Raw genomic sequence first — 17,634 nt, forward strand, 5'->3', positions numbered from 1 at the left:
ATGACCGTGTTCACCAAGGTCGACTCCTGGATCTTCGGGGCGAACATCCCGGGCAAGAAGCCCTCGGTGCTGTTCTACCTCGGCGGCCTGGGCAACTACCGCAATGTCCTGAAGGATGTGGCCGAGAACGATTACCGGGGCTTCACCCTGACCCCGTCGGAACAACCGGTCTCGGCCTAACCCCCGCTATCAACACGTCATAGGAAGGGCGCCATCCCACGGGTGGCGCCCTTCCACTGAAGGAGGACTCGTATGGGTGTCTACAGCACCATCAATCCCGCTACCGGGGAGACCCTGGCGACGTTCGAGGAGATCTCGGACGCCGAGCTGCAGCAGATGCTCGCCCGCAGCGCCGATGCCTACCGTTCCTGGCGGGGCACCGGGCTCGCCGAGCGCAAGGCGATCCTCACCCGGGTGGCCGAGATCCACCGGGCGAGGGCCGAGGACCTGGCGTCCCTGCTGACCCTGGAGATGGGCAAGCCGATCGCGCAGGCGCGCGGGGAGGTGGACCTGTCGGCGGCGATCTATCAGTACTACGCCGACCACGTCGAGGAGTTCATGGCCGACGAGCAGCTGGAGATCTCCGGACCTGGCACGGCGGTGGTGCGCACCGAACCGATCGGCCCGCTCGTCGGGGTCATGCCCTGGAACTTCCCCTACTACCAGGTGGCCCGCTTCGCGGCCCCGAACATCGCCCTGGGCAACACGGTCATCATCAAGCACGCCCGCAACTGCCCACAGTCCGCACTGGCCATCGAGAAGGTCCTGACCGAGGCCGGCCTGCCGGAAGGTGTCTACCAGAATGCGTTCATCTCCTCGCAGCAGGTGGCGGACGCGATCGCCGACGACCGCGTCCAGGGCGTGTCTCTGACCGGTTCGGAGAAGGCCGGGGCCGCCGTCGCGGAGGTGGCCGGGCGCAACCTGAAGAAGTGCGTGCTGGAACTGGGCGGCTCCGACCCGGTCATCGTCCTGCAGGATGCAGACCTGGACGCCGCGGCCCAGGCCGCCGCCGGGAACCGGCTGTTCAACGCCGGCCAGGCCTGCACCGCCTCCAAGCGGTTCCTGGCACACTCCAGCATCTACGACGCCTTCGTCGAGAAACTGGTGGCACACATGTCCGCCTTCGAGCCGGCCGACCCGACCAGCGCAGACGCGAGGATGGGACCACTATCCTCCGCCGGAGCGGCGAAGGAGATCGATGAACTCGTCGGCGCCGCCGTGGCCGGGGGTGCACAGGTGCTCCTGGAAGGTGGGAAAGTCGACGGAGAGGGCGCCTACTACCGGCCCACCCTCCTGGGCGGTGTGACCCCGGAGATGAACCTGTACCGGGAGGAAGTGTTCGGACCGGCCGGTGTCGTTTACCGATTCGAGACCATCGACGAGGCCATCGAGGTGGCCAACGACTCGCCATATGGGCTGGCCGCCAGCGTGTTCACCGAGGACATGGAGCAGGCCCAGTACGTGGCCGAGGCCCTGGAGACGGGCATGGTGTGGATCAATGGCACCTCCAAGAGCTCTCCGGACTTGCCCTTCGGAGGCGTGAAGAAATCTGGCTTCGGCCGCGAGCTCTCACACTTCGGATTCAACGAGTTCGCCAACAAGAAGCTCGTGCGCAACCCGCGCGCTTGACACCCAGGTCCCCAGAACCAAGGTTCCGCACCGGCGGCCCCTGCCGATGAACCTCATCGGCAGGGGCCGCCGACGTCACCACGGCGGTGACCAGGATGCCTTCGAAGTCAACGAATTACCCCAGGAGAAACTCATGACCACCGATCGCTACCAACGCGGCATGGACCGCATGATGGACCTCGTCGCCGGTGGGCAGGCGAACACCTTCGACCATGCCAAGCTCGTGGAGTCCTATAAGGACCTGGACCCCGAGCTGGCCGACTACATCATCTCGTTCGCGTTCGGCGACATTTACTCCCGGTCGAGCCTGACCCAGCAGCAGCAGACCATGGTCACCATCGCGACCCTCGTGGGCCTGGGGACCGAGCCCCAGCTGAAACTGCACATCAACGTGGGCTTCAACGTCGGCCTGACCCGCGAGCAGATCATCGGCACGCTGATCCACTGCATTCCCTACGTCGGATTCCCCCGCGTGCTCAACGCGCTCACTCTCGTCAAGGAGGTCATGACCGAGCGTGCCGAGGGCACCACAGGACAGGAGGGCGGGGACACCGGCCTGGTCTGACCGGCCGATGTCCCCGCAAGGGACGGCTAGCCGCCGACGGGCGGCCAGCACACGGCTCACGGAGCCACGACCCGACGACAGCGGGGGCGCACCGGGTGTTCCCACACCCCCGCTGTCATCCGACCTTCGGCATCACAGGCTGCGCGACCGCCGGTGGTCCTGGTGGTCTCGATCCGCCCCGGGCGGGGTCAGCCGTCGTAGTCGAAGAACCCCTTGCCGGCCTTGCGGCCGAGCTCGCCACGCACGACCATGTCCCGCATCAGCTGCGGGGGAGCAAACCGCTCACCGAGCTGGCCCTCGAGGTATTCGGCGATGCCCAGGCGCACGTCCAGGCCCACGATGTCCGTCAGGGCCAGGGGACCCATCGGGAACTTGTAGCCCAGGACCATGGCGTTGTCGATGTCCTCAGGGGTGGCGACGCCCTCCTCGACCATCCGGATAGCTTCCAAAGCGATGGCCACGCCGAGCCGCGAGGAGGCGAAGCCGGGGGCGTCCCTGACCACCACGGGTGTCTTGCCGAGGCCTCGGACCCATCTAGCCGTGAGGTCCTCCAGTTCATTGCTGGTCCTCTCCCCGATCACGATCTCGACGAGCTTCGAGGCCGGCACCGGGTTGAAGTAATGCAGGCCGCAGAACCGCTCGGGCCGCTGCAGGTAACCGGCCAACACGTCGACCGACAGCGACGAGGTGTTCGTGGCCAGCCAAGCGTCCGTACCGAGGCATCGCTCGACGTCCGTGAGCGAGTCGATCTTGAGCTGCATGTCTTCGGGCACCGCTTCGACCACGAGGTCGCAGCCGGCGAAGGCGTCCCGGTCCACGGAGACGGTGAGCCTGGCCGACCAGTCGGCCAGCTCGCCGCCAATCTTGCCGCGTTTCAGGGAAGCAGCCACGTCCTTCTCCACCCGTTCGCGGGCGGCGCGGGCACTCACCTCATCCCGTTCGACGACGGTCACGGTGGACCCGCTGGTGAGGAAGGCATGGGCGATACCGGCACCCATCCGCCCGCCGCCGAGGACTCCGACGACGGCCGGCACGGTTCCTGTGGTCTGTTCAGTCATGTCAGTTCTCCGCTTCGGTGGTCAGGGTCAGAGGCAGGGGTAAGGCAGGGGCCGGATCGGTCCCGATCGGCGGCCCACCAAGGGGACCGCCGAGAACAGTCAGCGGGCGGGGTTGGCCGCGGTGGTGTCCCGGTCATCGTCGGCCGACATCACCGTGGCCTCCTGGCCCGGCAGCGGCCTGCCGGCCGTCTCCTCGTAGAGCGCGAGCGTGGCCAGCAGGGAGAGCCCGGCGGCGACCATCACGAAGAAGGCCGGCGCCTCGGCAATGCCGGTGGCCTGGATGAGCCACGCGGAGACGTACGGGGCGGGCCCGCCGGCGAGGATCGAGGAGAAGTTGTAGCCCAGGGCCACGCCGGACACCCGCAGGGACGGGGCGAACAGTTCGGTGTAGGCGGCCAGCAGCACGCCGAGGTAGGCGGCCTCGAAGATGCCCAGCACGAGCTGGCCCGCCACCGCGAAGAACAGGCCCTGCTTCATCATCAGGAACAGGGGGTAGGCCAGCACCACGAGGGCCACGGAGGCGCCGATGAACACCGGCCGCCGGCCGATGCGGTCCGAGAGTCGTCCCCACAACGGGACGCTGGCACCGGCCACGGCCAGTGCGGCCACGGAGGACCAGGACGCCTGGGAGGCGGTCATGATGCCCTGCGTCTGGAAGTAGGTGCTGAGGTAGGTGAAGACGATGTAGAAGGCGGCGAAGGAGCCCAGGTTCATGGCGGTCACCATGAAGACCTGACGCGGCTGCTCCCGCAGGGCGCCCCAGATGGGGGACCGGGTGACCTGTGCCTGCAACTGCTGGGCCCTTTCGAACTCTGCCGACTCCTCCATGTGTCGGCGGATGAGCAGGGCGGCGAGGCCCATTGGGATGGACAGCCAGAACGGCACGCGCCAGCCCCAGGAGAGCATCTGCTCCTCGGCGAGCCCGGCGTAGAGCAGCCCGACGACCACGGCACCCAGCGCCGTGCCGATGATGAGGCCCAGGTTGACGAAGCTGACGTCGAAACCGCGGCGCCTCACGGTGGAGGCCTCGGAGGCGTAGGTGGCCGCGCTGGCCATCTCGCCACCGGCCGCGATGCCCTGGACGGCGCGCAGCAGCACCAGCAGGACCGGTGCCAGCAGCCCGACGTCCTGGAAGACCGGCAGGAAGCCGATGAGTGAGCTCGTGGCGGCCATGCCCACCACGGAAATCGTCAAGGCCGGCCGACGGCCGAAGCGGTCGGCGATGTGCCCGAAGACGATGCCGCCCAAGGGGCGAAACAGGAAGGAGACACCGAAGATGGCCAGCGTGGACAGCAGGGCCACGCCCGGCTCACCCGTAGCGAAGAACAAGCTTGCCAAGGTGACGGCCAGGAAGGCGTAGGCCATGTAGTCATACCACTCGATCACCGTCCCGACTCCGGAGGCCAGGACGGCGGTCTTGCGTTGCTGGGCCGTGGGTCCCTGCGGTCCGATGCGCTGGCCCGGCGCGGGCGGTGTTGCAGTCATGGTGACGGCTCCGTTCTCGTGTGATCCGGGACACGAGACTGCCACCGATCTGATGACTGGTCCAATACCAATGATTCGTCAGACAATGACGTCTCGGCATCAATCTGCGCCGGGATCTCCGGTGGGGAGGCGTCCCGCGATGTCCAGGACGGCGTGGAGGGCCGGGTTGTCGTCCATGCGTCGCCAGATCATCCGGACCTCGAGCGGGGCATGCTCGCCCAGGATGGGGCGGAACACCACGCCCGGGGTGGAGGTGTTGTCCCGCACCGAGTCCAGGGTCACCGCGCAACCCAGTTCCGCGGCGACCAGCACCATGAGGGTCCAGGAATCGGGGGCCGTCTGGGCGACGCGGGGGACGAACCCCGCGGACATCGCCAGGGTGTTCAACCGGTTTGGCAGCGCGGCCGCGAAGCCTCCCGGCAGGACCACCCACGGCTCCTCCCGCAGTTCGACCATGTCGACCGGGCCGGCGTCCTGCGCCAGGGGGTGGGAGGCCGGCAGGGCCAGGATGACCTCCTCAACGGCGATCACCCGGGAGTCCACCTCCTCGGGCAGGAAGTCCCAACGGCCGATCGCCAGGTCTAGCGATCCGTCGAGGATGCGCTCGAGGGCCGGTTGCGAAAACTGGGAACTGTGAATCTCGAAGTCCAGCCCGGGGCGCTCCTTGCGGACTTGTCGGGCGAGCTCGCCGACGGTGCGGTTGACGGAAGCGCCGGCGAAGCCCAGTCGCACCCGGCCGGCCTCTCCGGCCAGGGCGCTCTTCACCGCCCGCCGGGTTGCCCGGGAGGCCCGGACCAGTTCGTCAGCCGGCTTCACCAGGGCCTGGCCGGCTGCGGTCAACTCGACCTGGCGGGTGGTCCGATGGAAGAGCGTCGTCCCGAGCTGGCGCTCCAGCTGCTTGATGATCCGGCTCAGCGGCGGCTGCGCCATGCCGAGCCGGTCGGCCGCCCGGCCGAAATGCAGCTCCTCCGCCACGGCCAGGAAGGCTTCTGCCTGCCGTACCTCCATGGGTCCTCCTTGTGAGAGTTCTCTTGTCCAAACGGTATCAACAACCGTCCCTTCATGCATTGGACAGATCATAATCTGGATGGGACTGTGGTGGAGAACACAGGACGGCCCGGGACGGCTGCAGCAGCGGCATCGGGACATCCACCGGATGGAGGACAAACCATGGATCCCGCTTCCCCGAACGGCACGGGTGCCGCCTCGACGACCGGGTCTCCGGCCGCACCGACGGCCGGGCCGCTGGCCGGCGTCGTGATCGCCGACTTCACCCGCGTGCTCGCCGGCCCCTACTGCACCATGCTGCTGGCGGACATGGGTGCCACCGTGATCAAGGTGGAGGGCCCCGGCGGGGACGACACCCGGACCTGGGCGCCACCGGAGCGCGACGGGGTGAGCACCTACTACCTCTCCGTCAACCGCAACAAGCGCGCCATCGTCCTGGACCTCAAGGACCCAGAAGACTTGGCCACCGCCTACGGGCTGCTGGACCGGGCCGACGTGTTCATCGAGAACTTCAAGCCCGGCGGGCTGACCCGCTTCGGCCTGGATTCCGCCTCCGTGGCCGAACGTTGGCCCCATATCGTCCACGCCTCCATCACCGGCTTCGGCAGCGCCAATGGCGACGCCCTGCCCGGATACGACCTGCTGGCTCAGGCGCTGTCCGGGATGATGTCCGTGACCGGCGAACCTGACGGACCGCCCCAGCGCTCCGGAGTGGCCATCTTCGACGTCATCACCGGCCTGCATGCCGCGATCGGCGTGCTGGGTGCCCTGCGGGAGCGCGATGCCTCCGGGTGCGGGCAGCACCTGGAGTTGGACCTGCTCTCCTCCGCCCTGTCGGGTCTGGTCAATCAGACCGGCGGCGCTGTGGCCTCCGGTAACGTGCCCCACCGAATGGGCAATGACCACCCGTCCCTGTTCCCCTACGGACCCTTCCGGGCCGCCGACCGGGACCTCATCCTCTGTGTCGGCAACGACCGCCAGTTCGCCAAGCTGGTGCAGCATCTGGGCCGTTCCGACCTGGCCCAGGACGAGCGGTACCAGACCATGAAGGGCCGCAACGAGCACCGCGAAGAACTGCGCGGCCAACTGCTCGAGGCGCTGGCCGCGAAGACCGCCGACGAGTGGTTCTCGGAATTCCGTGACGCCGGCATTCCCTGCTCGCCGATCCTCACGGTGGGTGAGGGTGTGGAGTTCGCCGCCGGCCTCGGCCTGGAGCCCGTCGTGCATCTCGGCGAGGGCAAGCACACCGTACCGGCCATCCGCCACCCCATCCGCTACAGCCGCACCCCGGCCGTCCACCGCCTGGCACCGCCCACCCTGGATGGGGACCGCGAGTGGATCCTGGACTGGCTCGACCGCGCCGAGGCCCCCACCCGTCCGATCCCGTCCCCGTCACATCCCTGAGTCACCCACCCGAGGAGAAGCCCATGGGCACCCCGTCCCTGCTCGAGCACCCCGACTACTTCCTGCTCGACGCCGACCTGACCGAAGGACAGCGCGCCCTGCGCGACCGCGTCCGCAACTTCGGCCGGGAGTCGGTCCTGCCGGTCATCAACGACGCTTGGGAGCGGGCCGAGTTCCCCGAGGAACTCATTCCCGGGCTGGCCGGACTGGGGATCATCGGCACCTTCATCCCCGGCTACGGCTGCCCGGGCCTGACCCGCCTGGAGGCCGGGCTCGTGGCCCGGGAGATGGGACGGATCGACGGCTCGGTCAACACCTTCCTGGGCGTGCACTCGAACCTGTGCATGGGCTCGCTGTACATGCTGGGCAACGAGGAGCAGCGCAACCGCTGGCTGCCGGCCATGGCGAGGCTGGAGAAGACCGGTGCCTTCGCCCTGACCGAGCCGACGCACGGTTCGGACTCGGTCTCCCTGGAGACCTGTGCCCGCCGGGACGGTGACGGCTGGATCCTCGACGGCCACAAGCGGTGGATTGGCAACGGTCACGCGGCCGACGTGATCGTCGTCTACGCCCGCGACGAGGCCGATGGTGAGGTCAAGGCCTTCGTGGTGGAGAAGCAGGCCGACGGGTCCTACCCGTCCGGCTACAACCCCACGGTGATCCAGGGCAAGGTGGGCAAGCGGGCCATCAACCAGGCCGACATCGTCATCGAGGGCCTGCGCATCCCGGAGGAGAACCGGCTGGAGCACTGCGAGTCCTTCGCCGGCGTGAACCGCGTGCTGAAGGCCACCCGCGGCGGCGCTTCCTGGGAGGCCCTCGGCCATGGCATGGCCGCCTTCGAGATCGCCGCGAACTACGCCCTGGAGCGCGAGCAGTTCGGTGCGCAGATCGGCGGCTATCAGCTGGTCCAGGAGCGCCTAGCCACCATGCTCTCCGACCTGGTGTCCATGCAGTTAATGTGCAACCGGATGGCCGAGCTGCAGGAGCGTGACGCGTTCACCATGCCCATGTCCTCGTTGGTGAAGATGACCACCTCGCGCAAGGCCCTGGACATGGTCCGCACCGCCCGGGACATCGTGGCCGGCAACGGGCTGCTGCTCGAGCGCCACATCGGTCGGCACCTGACCGACATGGAGGTCGTGTCCACCTACGAAGGCACCGACTCCATGCAGGCCCTCATCGTGGGCCGGGACATCACCGGCCTGTCCGCCTTCACCCGCTCCCGCCGCTGACGCGCCCGAGCGAGGCCCTGCCGATCCAGGGTCCGCCAAACCCACCGTCTACGTACGCGATAGCCCCGGACCGCCGTGGTCCGGGGTTCTTGCGTACACGCCTCACGCTCCCTGTGCATTCTGCCCCCATGAGTCAAACAGCAGGGTGGAGGACAGGGCGTTGAACGGCAGGGTGATGCCGTGCTCCAGGCCCTTGAGGTGGGCGGCCTTGAGGTCCTTGAGCAGCACCGCCAGGGCCGTGTCGGCGGTCCACTGCGAGACGGTGTCCCAGTTGCGGGCGACCCAGCTGTCGCCGGTGGAGACCTGGAACAAGTTCAGCAGCTCGGACTCGGGCAGGCCGTAGTGCGCGCCGAACTTCAGGCCCTCGGCCACGGCGTTCATGGTGATGCCCAGCACCAGGTTGTTGACCAGCTTGGCGGCCTGGCTGTTGCCCGGTGCCTCCCCGTAGTAAAAGGTGTTCGAGCCCACGGCGTCGAAGTACGGGCGGGCGGCGTCCACCAGATCCTCGGCGCCGGAGGCCATGATGGACAGGGTCCCCTCCTGGGCACCGGTGGCCCCGCCGGACACGGCGGCGGCGATGATCCGGGCCTGGCCGGTCTCGGTGACCTGCCGGCCCAGCTCGTTCATCGAGTCCGGGTCCAGGGTGCTCATCACGATGACGGTCAGGCCCTGCGGGTGGGCGGAGAGCAGCCCGTCCTCACCGAGGATGACGTCCACGTTCTGAGCGTAGTCGCGGACCATGGACACCACCGCGTCCTCAGCCTTCTCGGCGACCTGCCGGGGGCTGTCGGCGATGGTGATGCCGGCCTCGCGGGCCTTGGCGCGGGAGCCCTCGAAAGCGTCGTAGCCGATCACCTCGAAACCGGCCTTGTTGAGGTTGAGGGCCATGGGCAGGCCCATGGTGCCGAGTCCGACGAAACCGATCTTCGTGCTCATGAGGAGTGGTCCTTCCGTGGATGGTGCTGTAGGACGGGACAACCGCCTGCCCCCACTCCACCATGGAGTGGGGGCAGGCGGCGTGGAATCCGGGGGAATTGGCCGTCGAGGCGGCTGCGGGGACGCGCTGGCTCAGGCGTCAGCCAGGGCGGCCTCTCTGCGGGCGTTGCGGCGGTTGACGGAGTCGTCATGGACCCGGTCGAGGTCTTCAATGCGGGTGAAGGCAGTTTCCCTCATGAAGTAGATCGCGACGGAGGCGACCACCATCACGCCGGCGACGCCGATCGTCACGGGCACCCAGCCGAAGGTCCCGGATCCCACGAGCAGGGCGGCGATCATGGGGGCGAAGCCGGCCAGCAGGTTGCCGACCTGGTTGCCCACGGCCATGCCCGAGTAGCGGACCGGGCTGGCGAACTGTTCGGCGTAGAACGCGGGCCAGACGCCGTTGTAGGCGGAGAAGAACAGGGTCATGTGAACTAAGGCGACCACGAAGATCACGGCGATGTTCTGCGTCGACAGGGCCATGAAGTACAGCGGCAGGGTCAGGGCACAGCCGGCGGCGGAGATGAACATCAGCGGGCGCCGGCCGAACCGGTCGGACAGCTTTGCAGCCAGCGGCAAGGTGATGATCGACAGGCCGATGGTGACGGCGTTGATGGTCAGCATGGTCGCCCGGTCCAGGCCCAGCGTGGTCGTGGAGTAGCTGAGGATGAACACCGTGAACAGCGACTGGAACATCGCGATGGTGGTGGCCAGGGCCACGCGGACCACGTCCATCGGCTGGTGCCGCAGCACCTCCACGAGCGGCACCTTCTTGACCTCCTGCTTCTCCTTGGCCGCCTCGAAGGACGGCGTCTCGCTCAGCGTGTTGCGGACGAAGACGGCGACGATGGCCACCACGATGGAGGCCCAGAAGGGCACCCGCCAGCCCCACGAGTACAGGGCTTCCTCCGGCAGCACGGCGATCGGCAGGAACACCACGGTGGCCAGGACCATGCCCACTGCGTAGCCGACCATCACGGAGCTGGAGAAGAACCCGCGACGTCCCTCGGGGGAGTGCTCGAGGGTCAGCACCGAGGCCCCGGCGCTCTCGGCGCCGGCCGAGAAGCCCTGCAGCAACCGGCACAGGGTCAGCAGGACCGGGGCCCACAGGCCGATGGCGTCGTAGGTTGGCAGGAAGCCGATGGCCAGGGAGACGACGCCCATCAGCACGACCGTGAACAGCAGGGCGCGCTTGCGCCCGATCTTGTCCCCGAAGTGCCCCATCACCATGGCGCCGATCGGCCGGGCGGCATAGCCGACACCGAACGTGCCGAAGGCAGCGACCAGGCCCACCGTCGGATCCAGGCTGGGGAAGAACAGGACGTTGAAGACCAGGGCTGCGGCAGAGCCGTAGATGAAGAAGTCGTAGTACTCCAGCGAGCTACCCAGCAACGAGGCCAGGGCGGCCTTCCGGGGCGTCTTCTGGCGGGTGGTCTCCGCTGGCGCGGTAATAGGGGTGGTCTCCACGCGGGGTTCCTCGGACTGGGCTGCAGGGAGTCCGCAGCGTCTGACGCTCAACCCTATGGATGTGAGCCCCATCACAGGTGTTCCGATGTGGAACACCTGCCTCCATCAGATATGAGAGGCGATATTCTCGCGGCCAGACCTCTGTCAAACATCCAACTGGGGCGGTCGGCGTTTAGGCTGCCATCGTCTACTACATACTCCGGCAGCAGTCCCTTCCTCGGAGCAGCCGTCTTGCGGCATCGAACCAGACGAGTCGTCAAACGAATCACCAGCCTGGGCCCCTGCGGGCCCGCACGCGCGAAATCTGCACGGGCTCTTGTGTGGCCCATGGCGAGCACCACAAGGGCCCTCGGCCCAGGTCCAGGATGGGATGGCTGGCATAGCCAGCAGGTCATCGACACCCAATGGGGGAGAGCCTTCGCTGAGCACGCTGTCCACCGAAATGACCTAATCAGGCTTACAAGCCCGGCGTCTATGCAGATGTCGATGGGACGCGTCCGCCGACTAAAACACCATGTCAACTGGTACTTCTGCGGTATCGGCATATCCGTCTTGCCACTTCAAGGTGTGTGCATGGCTACGCATGCCGCGTCGGAGGCGGTTGTGAGCACCGAGGGCACGCCACCACCGCGGCAAGTGACCGCCGTGGCCGCTCACGGAACTTCGTGTACTGACCGGTCACACCCTCAGGGGCCAGACCAAAGGGCGGGCCGTGGGCGCATCGATCCTTAGTCGGGGTGACCGGTGGGCGGGATAGTCGTCGAGGCATAGTTGAGCACCAGCCAGGTGGTGCCGTTCCAGCGCATCAGCATCGGCACGGCCCCGGGGTCGCTGGGAAGCGCCCAGGTGTCGAGGTGGCGTGGATCGGCGTAGAGCACCGTGACGTCGGCCGGCGGCCGGGCAGGGCCTGGGCAGGAGCGCCATTGCCCAGACCTCTCCACCTGGTGCAGGGTCTGGAGCTGGTCGGAGGCGAAGCGCCGCCACAGCGGGTGCGCGGGGCCCTCGAGGGCGGCCAGTTCGATCGCTAGGCCGACCGGGCAGAGCCCGCCCAGTGCAGCCCGGGATGTGTGGGTCCAGCGCCGGGTCCAGGCCCACCGGAGTGCGGGGTCGACCCCGCGCCAGGCGCCGGCGAGGTCGCCGACGGCGAGATGCTGGCGGAACACCTGGGCGGGTACCCCCACCCGCAGTCGCGCCGCCACCGTGTGGAGCCGGCCTGCGGACGGTCGGGTCATGGGCGTGGACATCGGAGGATTCCCTTCTTAATCGATGAATGGCACTCGGGGAACAAGGGTCTTGGGGGCCGGGATCCCGAGCGATGAATGTGACTAAGATCACTATCATGCCATGTCATAAGCGAATCCGCGTGGCGCCAGGGCGCGACGACCACCACATCTCACTCGAGAGGCACATCTAACGGGACATCACCAAGACTCACCACAGCGCCGCGAGGAAGTAGGAAGGCCGGATTCAATGGACAGCCCGTCCTTTCAGTTGACATAACGTCGCTTATAGGCGTTCGCCGGGCGTTCTTGTGCACGGATCAATTCAACGCCGTCTACGGCACGCTGTTTGTGCTCTGTGGCGTTCCTCGCGTACTGAGGCCACGGAAGGGTTAGCCGAATACCGCAGGAAAGTCACGGGCCGGACCAGCATTCTGGGCAGGGCCGACCGGACGCCTTACTTCCTCAAATCCCGCGAGGTGGTCCATATGATCTGCCCCGAGGGCGTGTTCGTAGACAATGTGCGTACGGGTGGAAGCAACAACCTGGTGCATGCTCACCTGAGAGGCCACGATGTCCCTCAAGTGGTCGGTAGACGTGCAAACTAGATGAATCAAGAAGTCCTCGTTGCCGCCCATGTAGTAGAGATTCAGCACACTGGGAAGCTGAGAGACCATCCTCGCGTACTCCTGAATATGCGGTCGTGCTTGAGCACGGGTGCGAACGAAGACCATGGCCTGGATCGGCAGACCGACCTTCCTCAAGTCGACGTCAGCGTGGACTGACTTGATCACTCCTGCGCGTTTCAGAGCCGACGTCCGCGCAGACACCGTTGAGGGAGACACACCCAGAAATTCTGCCAATGCGGAGACAGTGACCCGGCCGTCCCTGATCAGTTCCCAGAGGATTCTTTCGTCCAGATCATCAACCGGCGCGTACTGGTGGCTCTGTCCTCCGCTGGACTCGTGATTTTGCGAGCGGTCCCTACTGTCGCGCTTTTCAACCATTCCTCTCCCATTCAGGTACTCGGCGTCGCTGGCTGGCCCAAGCGGTTCCGCCGCAAACCGGCCTGAGCGCTGCACGCTCCGGGCTTGCGATGTCGTGTATCTGGTCCTGCGGACCGATAGCGACACATTAGAGCAGGCCGCAGAGCTCAGGAACGCTCACCACCAAACTTGACGTGGTCGAGACATACTGCTCTTGGGCGCTCTGCGGGCCGGACCCAATATGAAGGGAGAGCCCTTATGCGGATGGCGTCGACCACCACCGAGCATGAGGGCTCTCCCGCTGGACCGATTATGACGTCTCGTTTGTGGAGCCGTTCGCTCGTGTTTTTGCAATAGCGCTGATCTCAACGACGATGCCCGGGATCGCGAGGCCACTCACGCCCAGTGCAGTCCATGCGGGGTAGGGAGGCGCCAGGAAGGAGTCTTTGACCTCCGGGAACCAGCCGAAGATTTCCGTCACCTCGCCGACATGGTGACTGGTGATGCTGGCGATGTCCTCGAATCCAAGACCTGCCTCGGCAAGGATGGTTCCGATGCGTTCGAACGCGCAGCGAGCTTGTTCAGCTGGCTGGTCCGGTACTCCGCCGGAGGCATCGACCCCGATCTGTCCGGAGATGAACAACAAGCCGCCGGCTTCGAAGCCCGGCGAGAAGTGGAATTCCTGGTAATCCTCGATCATGGACTCCGGCAGGACCGAATGACCACTGGCACGCTGGTCGATGCGCTGGACAGTCACAGCAGGGCCTCCTTCCTCGTGGTGGCGTCGAGTGTCTCAACAATGGCGGCGGCGGCATTCTGACCGGCTCGAACGCCGCCCTCCATGTAGCCGGACCACTGGAGCGAGGCTTCGGTGCCTGCGAAATGGATCCTTCCGATGGGATCACGGAGAGCTGCGCCGAAGTGGGACATCACTCCCGGGGGCATGTAAGTGACCGGGCCACCCTTCGCCCATTCCTGTTCGGTCCAGTCGGTTTCGTGGAAGTAGCTCGGCTCGGCGGCCTGCGGACCGAAGCTCTTGACCAGGAGATCGAGGAAGGCGCTCTTGCGCTCTTGCTCCGTGCGACCTGCCCAGCGGTCGTAGTTCGACCCGCCAATGAACCCGATCAATGTTGCCAATGTATCGGTAGGCTTCGTGCCGTCGAGGAGGAAGACTCCGACGTCGTCAGTATCCAGCAGTGCACCCGAAGTGCCCTGCTTGACCCAGAAGGCAGAGGGGTACCGCGCCTGAACCTTGTAATAGCGCCCCATCGGTGAACGCGCCTGAAGCTGGGCACGGGACGTCGGCAGGGCCGGCGTGAAGCGGATCTGGTTCGAAGCCAACGGTGACATTGCGATCACGACGTGGCGTGCTCGCAGGCTCCGCTGCCCCGAAAAGACCGTGACCCCGGAATCATCCTGCTCGACCCGGTCGACCGGCCATTCCAAGAGGATTTTTTCTCGCCCGATGGCATCGGCGATTCGCCAGCTCACCTGTGCGGCTCCCCCGAACCACCATGCCCACTGCGCGCCGTCCCGGGTGCCCATCAGGCACTTGGTCCCCTCGCATTCGCTGACGTAGTAGGCCCAGTACAGGAGGGAGACGTCGTAGGGATCGGCGCCGAGGAATGTATTGACTAGGACGGTGTGCAACCGGCGCACTTCTTCGTGCTCGAAGGTCTCCGCGATCCACGTGGCGACCGTCTTGCTGTCCAGCTCGGCCGCGTGCGCCGAATCCCACGGATGCTCCCAGCCCACGCTGTCCGCCAGTTCATCGAGAGCCTCGAGCGAGGCCAGGTACTCCGGGACAAAGGGCAGGCTCGGGTCCAGTTGCTCATTGGGGGCCCGCAGTACCTCGCCCTGTACGACGTAAAGGTCATCGCCAGGCTTGCCCGAGGGGGTCATCTCCAGGCCCAGGCTCGTGCCGAGCTCGATGAGGTGCTTATGGGTGTCTCCGATGAACATGCCGCCATTGTCGATCGGGCCGCCGGGGGCACCCTCCGGTTCTGTCCAAGTGCGTCCGCCGATCCGGTCATTGCCCTCGACGATCAGCACGGACTTGCCCTGATCATGCAGTGCCTTGGCGGCAGCACTGCCTGAGATTCCGGCCCCGATGATGATCACGTCAGCGTCGGACTCAGGGGCCACTGAGTCATGGATATGGGGAGGTGTCATGGTGCTGTCCTCTCTGTGGTGTCTGCGGTAACTGATCACCGCATACCAACCAAGGTGATGTAGGTCACGCAAAGGCGCGTGCGTGCCACAGTAGGGAAACCATGAAGCTGAAGGGAGCTTCGCCGAAAGTTTTTCGGAAGTTCCTCGATTCGTCGCAAGAGCTGCGGCAACCCATCCCAAGGCAGGCGTGCGACGCAAGAAACATCAACGGAGATTGCGCGCCAAGCACGAGAGATGATCAGGCTGCGCGGAGTTGACCCCGGGAGCCGTTCGAGGCTCTCTCCAGCCTCACTCGCGCTTCCCTGGTCCTGGCCGCCAATGGGTGGGGAATACGCTTCATAGCACCCTCCCCGGACAGCCCACCCGTCGGGGCTATCTCGCGGGCTCATGGGATGTTGTGCCGCGATCGCCCGGAGTTGAAGGCGCGTGCGCTCGGAGTTCTTCAACCGCCCAGAAATCGAGTGTCTCCCAAGCCCCCATTCCGGGCAACACCGCACAGAAAAGAGTGCGGGCGGCACCAGCGGGCGGTCGCTTGGCAATCTTTCGGCGTGCACCCGCCCCTTACTGGCCTCCTCGCAGGGCTTGCGACAACGAGGTCTTATTTCGAAAACATTTCGGCAACCACGGTTTTTGCTTGCGCCTTTCCCTACCGTATCTCCCACACACCCGGCATGTGATGTGCATCACCCTCTGGTTGCTGCGTCACGACGAAAAGAGCTTAGAGGCACCCCAGTCTTCGGGCCCATTAGAGAGGAACGATTTATGAGCGAGATTGGACAAACGGTGGCATCAGCCACCGGGCTAGCGGTGGGGCTGCAAGGCGGGGATGCGCACAGGGCCCAGCGGGGTGAACCTGAACTGCGTCGGACCCTCGGTTCGCCCTCTATTGTCTTCATGGTGCTCGCCGCGGCGGCCCCCCTGACCGCTGCGACGGGTGTACTGCCGATGTCTTTTCTCTTCTCAGAGAACTTCGCAGCGCCGGTTTATTTCATGGCGGCCACTGTCCTCCTGTGCCTATTCGCAGTCGGGTATATCGCGCTGAGCAAATATGTCGATAATGCCGGTGCCTTCTATGCGTACATCGGCGCGGGACTGGGACGAGTGCCCGGTAACGCCGCGGCAATGCTGGCCCTAGGCGCATATTCGCTGGCCGTGATGGCCCTGACAATCTATGCCGGTCCGTTTACCAGCAACTTGGTCGCCACCTTCACCCCGTGGACGGATTCACCGTGGTGGCTGTGGTCGGTTCTTTGTTGTGGACTGCTCGCCTTGGTGGGTTACCGGAATGTGGAGCTCAGCTCCCGGGTACTGGCCGTGCTCCTGATCTTGGAAATGGCCATTCTCGTGGTGCTCGGCACGGCCATTTTCCTCAGCGGTGGCAAGGAAGGGATCAATCCCGCGGCGTTAAGTCCCATTGAGGCATTCGGGCAAGGTTCACCGGCGAGTGGAATCATGTGGGCAGTCTTATGTTTCGTGGGGTTTGAGGCCACAGCGGTCTTTCGCAGCGAAGCACGCGATCCGGACCGCACCATTCCCCGTGCAACTTACGCAGCAGCCGTGTTGATCGGCGTTCTCTATGTCTTTGTATCGCTCAGCATCGTGACGGGCGCAGGAACGGACGGCGTCGGGGAGCTGATAGCAGTTGATCCCGCAGCCGTTCTCTTCGCGTTAGGAGATCAGTACGTCGGACCGTGGTTCTCTATCCTGGTCAACGTCTTCCTCCTGGGCAGTGTCTTCGCCTGTGCCCTTTCTTTTCATAATGTGGTGGCTCGCTACCAGCTCACCATGGGGTCGACGGGTCTACTTCCCTCGTATGTGGGACGCGTGCACGCCGCGCATCGCGTGCCTTCCAATGCCTCACTTGTCTTGTCGGTCACGACGCTCATCGCGATCATCATCGCAGCGGTCCTGAATCTTGATCCGGTCCTTCAGGTATTCGGCCCGCTCATCGGAATCTTGGGCTTTGCCGTCCTCACGATGATGGCCGCAGCGTCGATTGCCGCTGTCGTCTACTTTGCTCGCCCGCAGCAGCCCAGGCCCGGCATCTTCGTGCGGCTCGTCGCCCCGATCCTCGCGACGTTTGGCTTGCTGTGGGTTCTCGTGATGTCGCTAACGAACATCGAAGTCATCACTGGCTCAAAGATCGGAACCGTGCTCGTGATAGCGCTTCTCATCGCGCTTCCGCTCACCGGCGTTCTGGTTTCCCTCTCCCAGGGTCGGCGTGCAGCCCCGAGTGACGTCCCTACTGCTTCCTAGCGCAAGTTTGGCACCCGAGAGACAACCTCCACGTCCACCAAAGATCACAAAAGAAGGATGCAACTATGAATCCCAGCAACACCACCACCCAGGATGCCCTGCGCGACCTCTACGCCGACTGGTCGGCCATCATGGCGGAGAACCCGCAGATGTCCATGCGGCTGTTCCGTGCGG

14 protein-coding genes and 1 pseudogene are annotated in these 17,634 nt (G+C 65.6%); 6 read left to right on the forward strand and 9 right to left on the reverse strand.

Annotated elements, in window-relative coordinates; translation table 11 throughout:
• From BM355_RS13560 to BM355_RS13570, 3 genes and pseudogenes are all read left to right on the forward strand, one after another.
• Positions 1-180, forward strand: a pseudogene (locus BM355_RS13560) (flavin-containing monooxygenase); the annotation flags it as partial.
• A gap of 72 nt (positions 181-252) precedes the next feature.
• Positions 253-1,629 carry an NAD-dependent succinate-semialdehyde dehydrogenase gene (locus BM355_RS13565; protein ID WP_091699614.1) on the forward strand — a complete coding sequence of 459 codons (1,377 nt, stop codon included), beginning with the start codon at positions 253-255 and terminating at the stop codon, positions 1,627-1,629.
• A gap of 133 nt (positions 1,630-1,762) precedes the next feature.
• Positions 1,763-2,194 (forward strand): carboxymuconolactone decarboxylase family protein, encoded by a 432-nt coding sequence (locus BM355_RS13570; RefSeq protein WP_091699616.1) that lies wholly within the window; start codon positions 1,763-1,765, stop codon positions 2,192-2,194.
• Positions 2,195-2,382: 188 nt separating this feature from the next.
• Here the strand turns inward: BM355_RS13570 and BM355_RS13575 are convergent, their stop codons facing one another.
• The 3 genes from BM355_RS13575 to BM355_RS13585 form a co-directional block, all read right to left on the reverse strand.
• The gene (locus tag BM355_RS13575) at positions 2,383-3,252 is read right to left on the reverse strand and encodes a 3-hydroxyacyl-CoA dehydrogenase family protein (RefSeq protein WP_091699618.1); all 870 of its coding nucleotides are present in this window, start codon (positions 3,250-3,252) and stop codon (positions 2,383-2,385) included.
• Between the two features lie 99 nt (positions 3,253-3,351).
• Complete coding sequence (locus BM355_RS13580; RefSeq protein ID WP_091699620.1) at positions 3,352-4,737, reverse strand: MFS transporter; 1,386 nt, start codon at positions 4,735-4,737, stop codon at positions 3,352-3,354.
• A gap of 99 nt (positions 4,738-4,836) precedes the next feature.
• The gene (locus BM355_RS13585; RefSeq protein WP_091699622.1) at positions 4,837-5,745 is read right to left on the reverse strand and encodes a LysR family transcriptional regulator; all 909 of its coding nucleotides are present in this window, start codon (positions 5,743-5,745) and stop codon (positions 4,837-4,839) included.
• A 162-nt stretch (positions 5,746-5,907) separates the two neighbouring features.
• On the opposite strand from BM355_RS13585, the gene BM355_RS13590 reads away from it, so the two are divergent.
• Both BM355_RS13590 and BM355_RS13595 read left to right on the forward strand, forming a co-directional pair.
• A complete protein-coding gene (locus BM355_RS13590; protein WP_091699624.1) occupies positions 5,908-7,149 on the forward strand; it encodes a CaiB/BaiF CoA transferase family protein in 1,242 nt (413 codons plus the stop codon).
• 23 nt (positions 7,150-7,172) lie between these two features.
• A complete protein-coding gene (locus tag BM355_RS13595; protein WP_091699626.1) occupies positions 7,173-8,381 on the forward strand; it encodes an acyl-CoA dehydrogenase family protein in 1,209 nt (402 codons plus the stop codon).
• A 102-nt stretch (positions 8,382-8,483) separates the two neighbouring features.
• On the opposite strand, the gene BM355_RS13600 is transcribed toward BM355_RS13595, so the two are convergent.
• The 6 genes from BM355_RS13600 to BM355_RS13625 all read right to left on the reverse strand — a co-directional run bounded on the left by BM355_RS13600 (position 8,484) and on the right by BM355_RS13625 (position 15,204).
• Entirely contained in the window at positions 8,484-9,317 is an 834-nt protein-coding gene (locus BM355_RS13600; RefSeq protein ID WP_091699628.1) for an NAD(P)-dependent oxidoreductase, read from the reverse strand.
• A 132-nt stretch (positions 9,318-9,449) separates the two neighbouring features.
• Complete coding sequence (locus tag BM355_RS13605; RefSeq protein ID WP_245760834.1) at positions 9,450-10,826, reverse strand: MFS transporter; 1,377 nt, start codon at positions 10,824-10,826, stop codon at positions 9,450-9,452.
• Positions 10,827-11,554: 728 nt separating this feature from the next.
• Positions 11,555-12,070: a hypothetical protein gene (locus tag BM355_RS13610; RefSeq protein WP_091699630.1), complete on the reverse strand. Its 516-nt coding sequence runs from the start codon at positions 12,068-12,070 to the stop codon at positions 11,555-11,557.
• Between the two features lie 368 nt (positions 12,071-12,438).
• Positions 12,439-13,053, reverse strand: a complete 615-nt coding sequence (locus BM355_RS13615; protein ID WP_091699631.1) for an Lrp/AsnC family transcriptional regulator — start codon at positions 13,051-13,053, stop codon at positions 12,439-12,441.
• Between the two features lie 289 nt (positions 13,054-13,342).
• A complete protein-coding gene (locus BM355_RS13620) occupies positions 13,343-13,789 on the reverse strand; it encodes a RidA family protein (protein WP_218154352.1) in 447 nt (148 codons plus the stop codon).
• Positions 13,786-15,204: a flavin monoamine oxidase family protein gene (locus BM355_RS13625; protein WP_091699634.1), complete on the reverse strand. Its 1,419-nt coding sequence runs from the start codon at positions 15,202-15,204 to the stop codon at positions 13,786-13,788. Before BM355_RS13625 ends, BM355_RS13620 begins: the two co-directional genes overlap by 4 nt.
• Positions 15,205-15,966: 762 nt before the next feature.
• On the opposite strand from BM355_RS13625, the gene BM355_RS13630 reads away from it, so the two are divergent.
• Positions 15,967-17,460, forward strand: a complete 1,494-nt coding sequence (locus BM355_RS13630; RefSeq protein ID WP_091699635.1) for an APC family permease — start codon at positions 15,967-15,969, stop codon at positions 17,458-17,460.
• Positions 17,461-17,634: the final 174 nt, after the last annotated feature.

This window comes from Micrococcus terreus, assembly GCF_900116905.1.
Classification (GTDB): domain Bacteria; phylum Actinomycetota; class Actinomycetes; order Actinomycetales; family Micrococcaceae; genus Citricoccus; species Citricoccus terreus.

Bases quoted from the DNA above. Each gene is read 5' to 3' on its own strand.
- BM355_RS13570 (WP_091699616.1), top strand. From the start codon at position 1,763: ATGACCACCGATCGCTACCAACGCGGCATGGACCGCATGATGGACCTC.
- BM355_RS13585 (WP_091699622.1), bottom strand. From the start codon at position 5,745: ATGGAGGTACGGCAGGCAGAAGCCTTCCTGGCCGTGGCGGAGGAGCTG.
- BM355_RS13625 (WP_091699634.1), bottom strand. From the start codon at position 15,204: ATGACACCTCCCCATATCCATGACTCAGTGGCCCCTGAGTCCGACGCT.
- BM355_RS13615 (WP_091699631.1), bottom strand. From the start codon at position 13,053: ATGGTTGAAAAGCGCGACAGTAGGGACCGCTCGCAAAATCACGAGTCC.
- BM355_RS13565 (WP_091699614.1), top strand. From the start codon at position 253: ATGGGTGTCTACAGCACCATCAATCCCGCTACCGGGGAGACCCTGGCG.
- BM355_RS13610 (WP_091699630.1), bottom strand. From the start codon at position 12,070: ATGTCCACGCCCATGACCCGACCGTCCGCAGGCCGGCTCCACACGGTG.
- BM355_RS13590 (WP_091699624.1), top strand. From the start codon at position 5,908: ATGGATCCCGCTTCCCCGAACGGCACGGGTGCCGCCTCGACGACCGGG.
- BM355_RS13595 (WP_091699626.1), top strand. From the start codon at position 7,173: ATGGGCACCCCGTCCCTGCTCGAGCACCCCGACTACTTCCTGCTCGAC.
- BM355_RS13600 (WP_091699628.1), bottom strand. From the start codon at position 9,317: ATGAGCACGAAGATCGGTTTCGTCGGACTCGGCACCATGGGCCTGCCC.
- BM355_RS13580 (WP_091699620.1), bottom strand. From the start codon at position 4,737: ATGACTGCAACACCGCCCGCGCCGGGCCAGCGCATCGGACCGCAGGGA.
- BM355_RS13630 (WP_091699635.1), top strand. From the start codon at position 15,967: ATGAGCGAGATTGGACAAACGGTGGCATCAGCCACCGGGCTAGCGGTG.
- BM355_RS13575 (WP_091699618.1), bottom strand. From the start codon at position 3,252: ATGACTGAACAGACCACAGGAACCGTGCCGGCCGTCGTCGGAGTCCTC.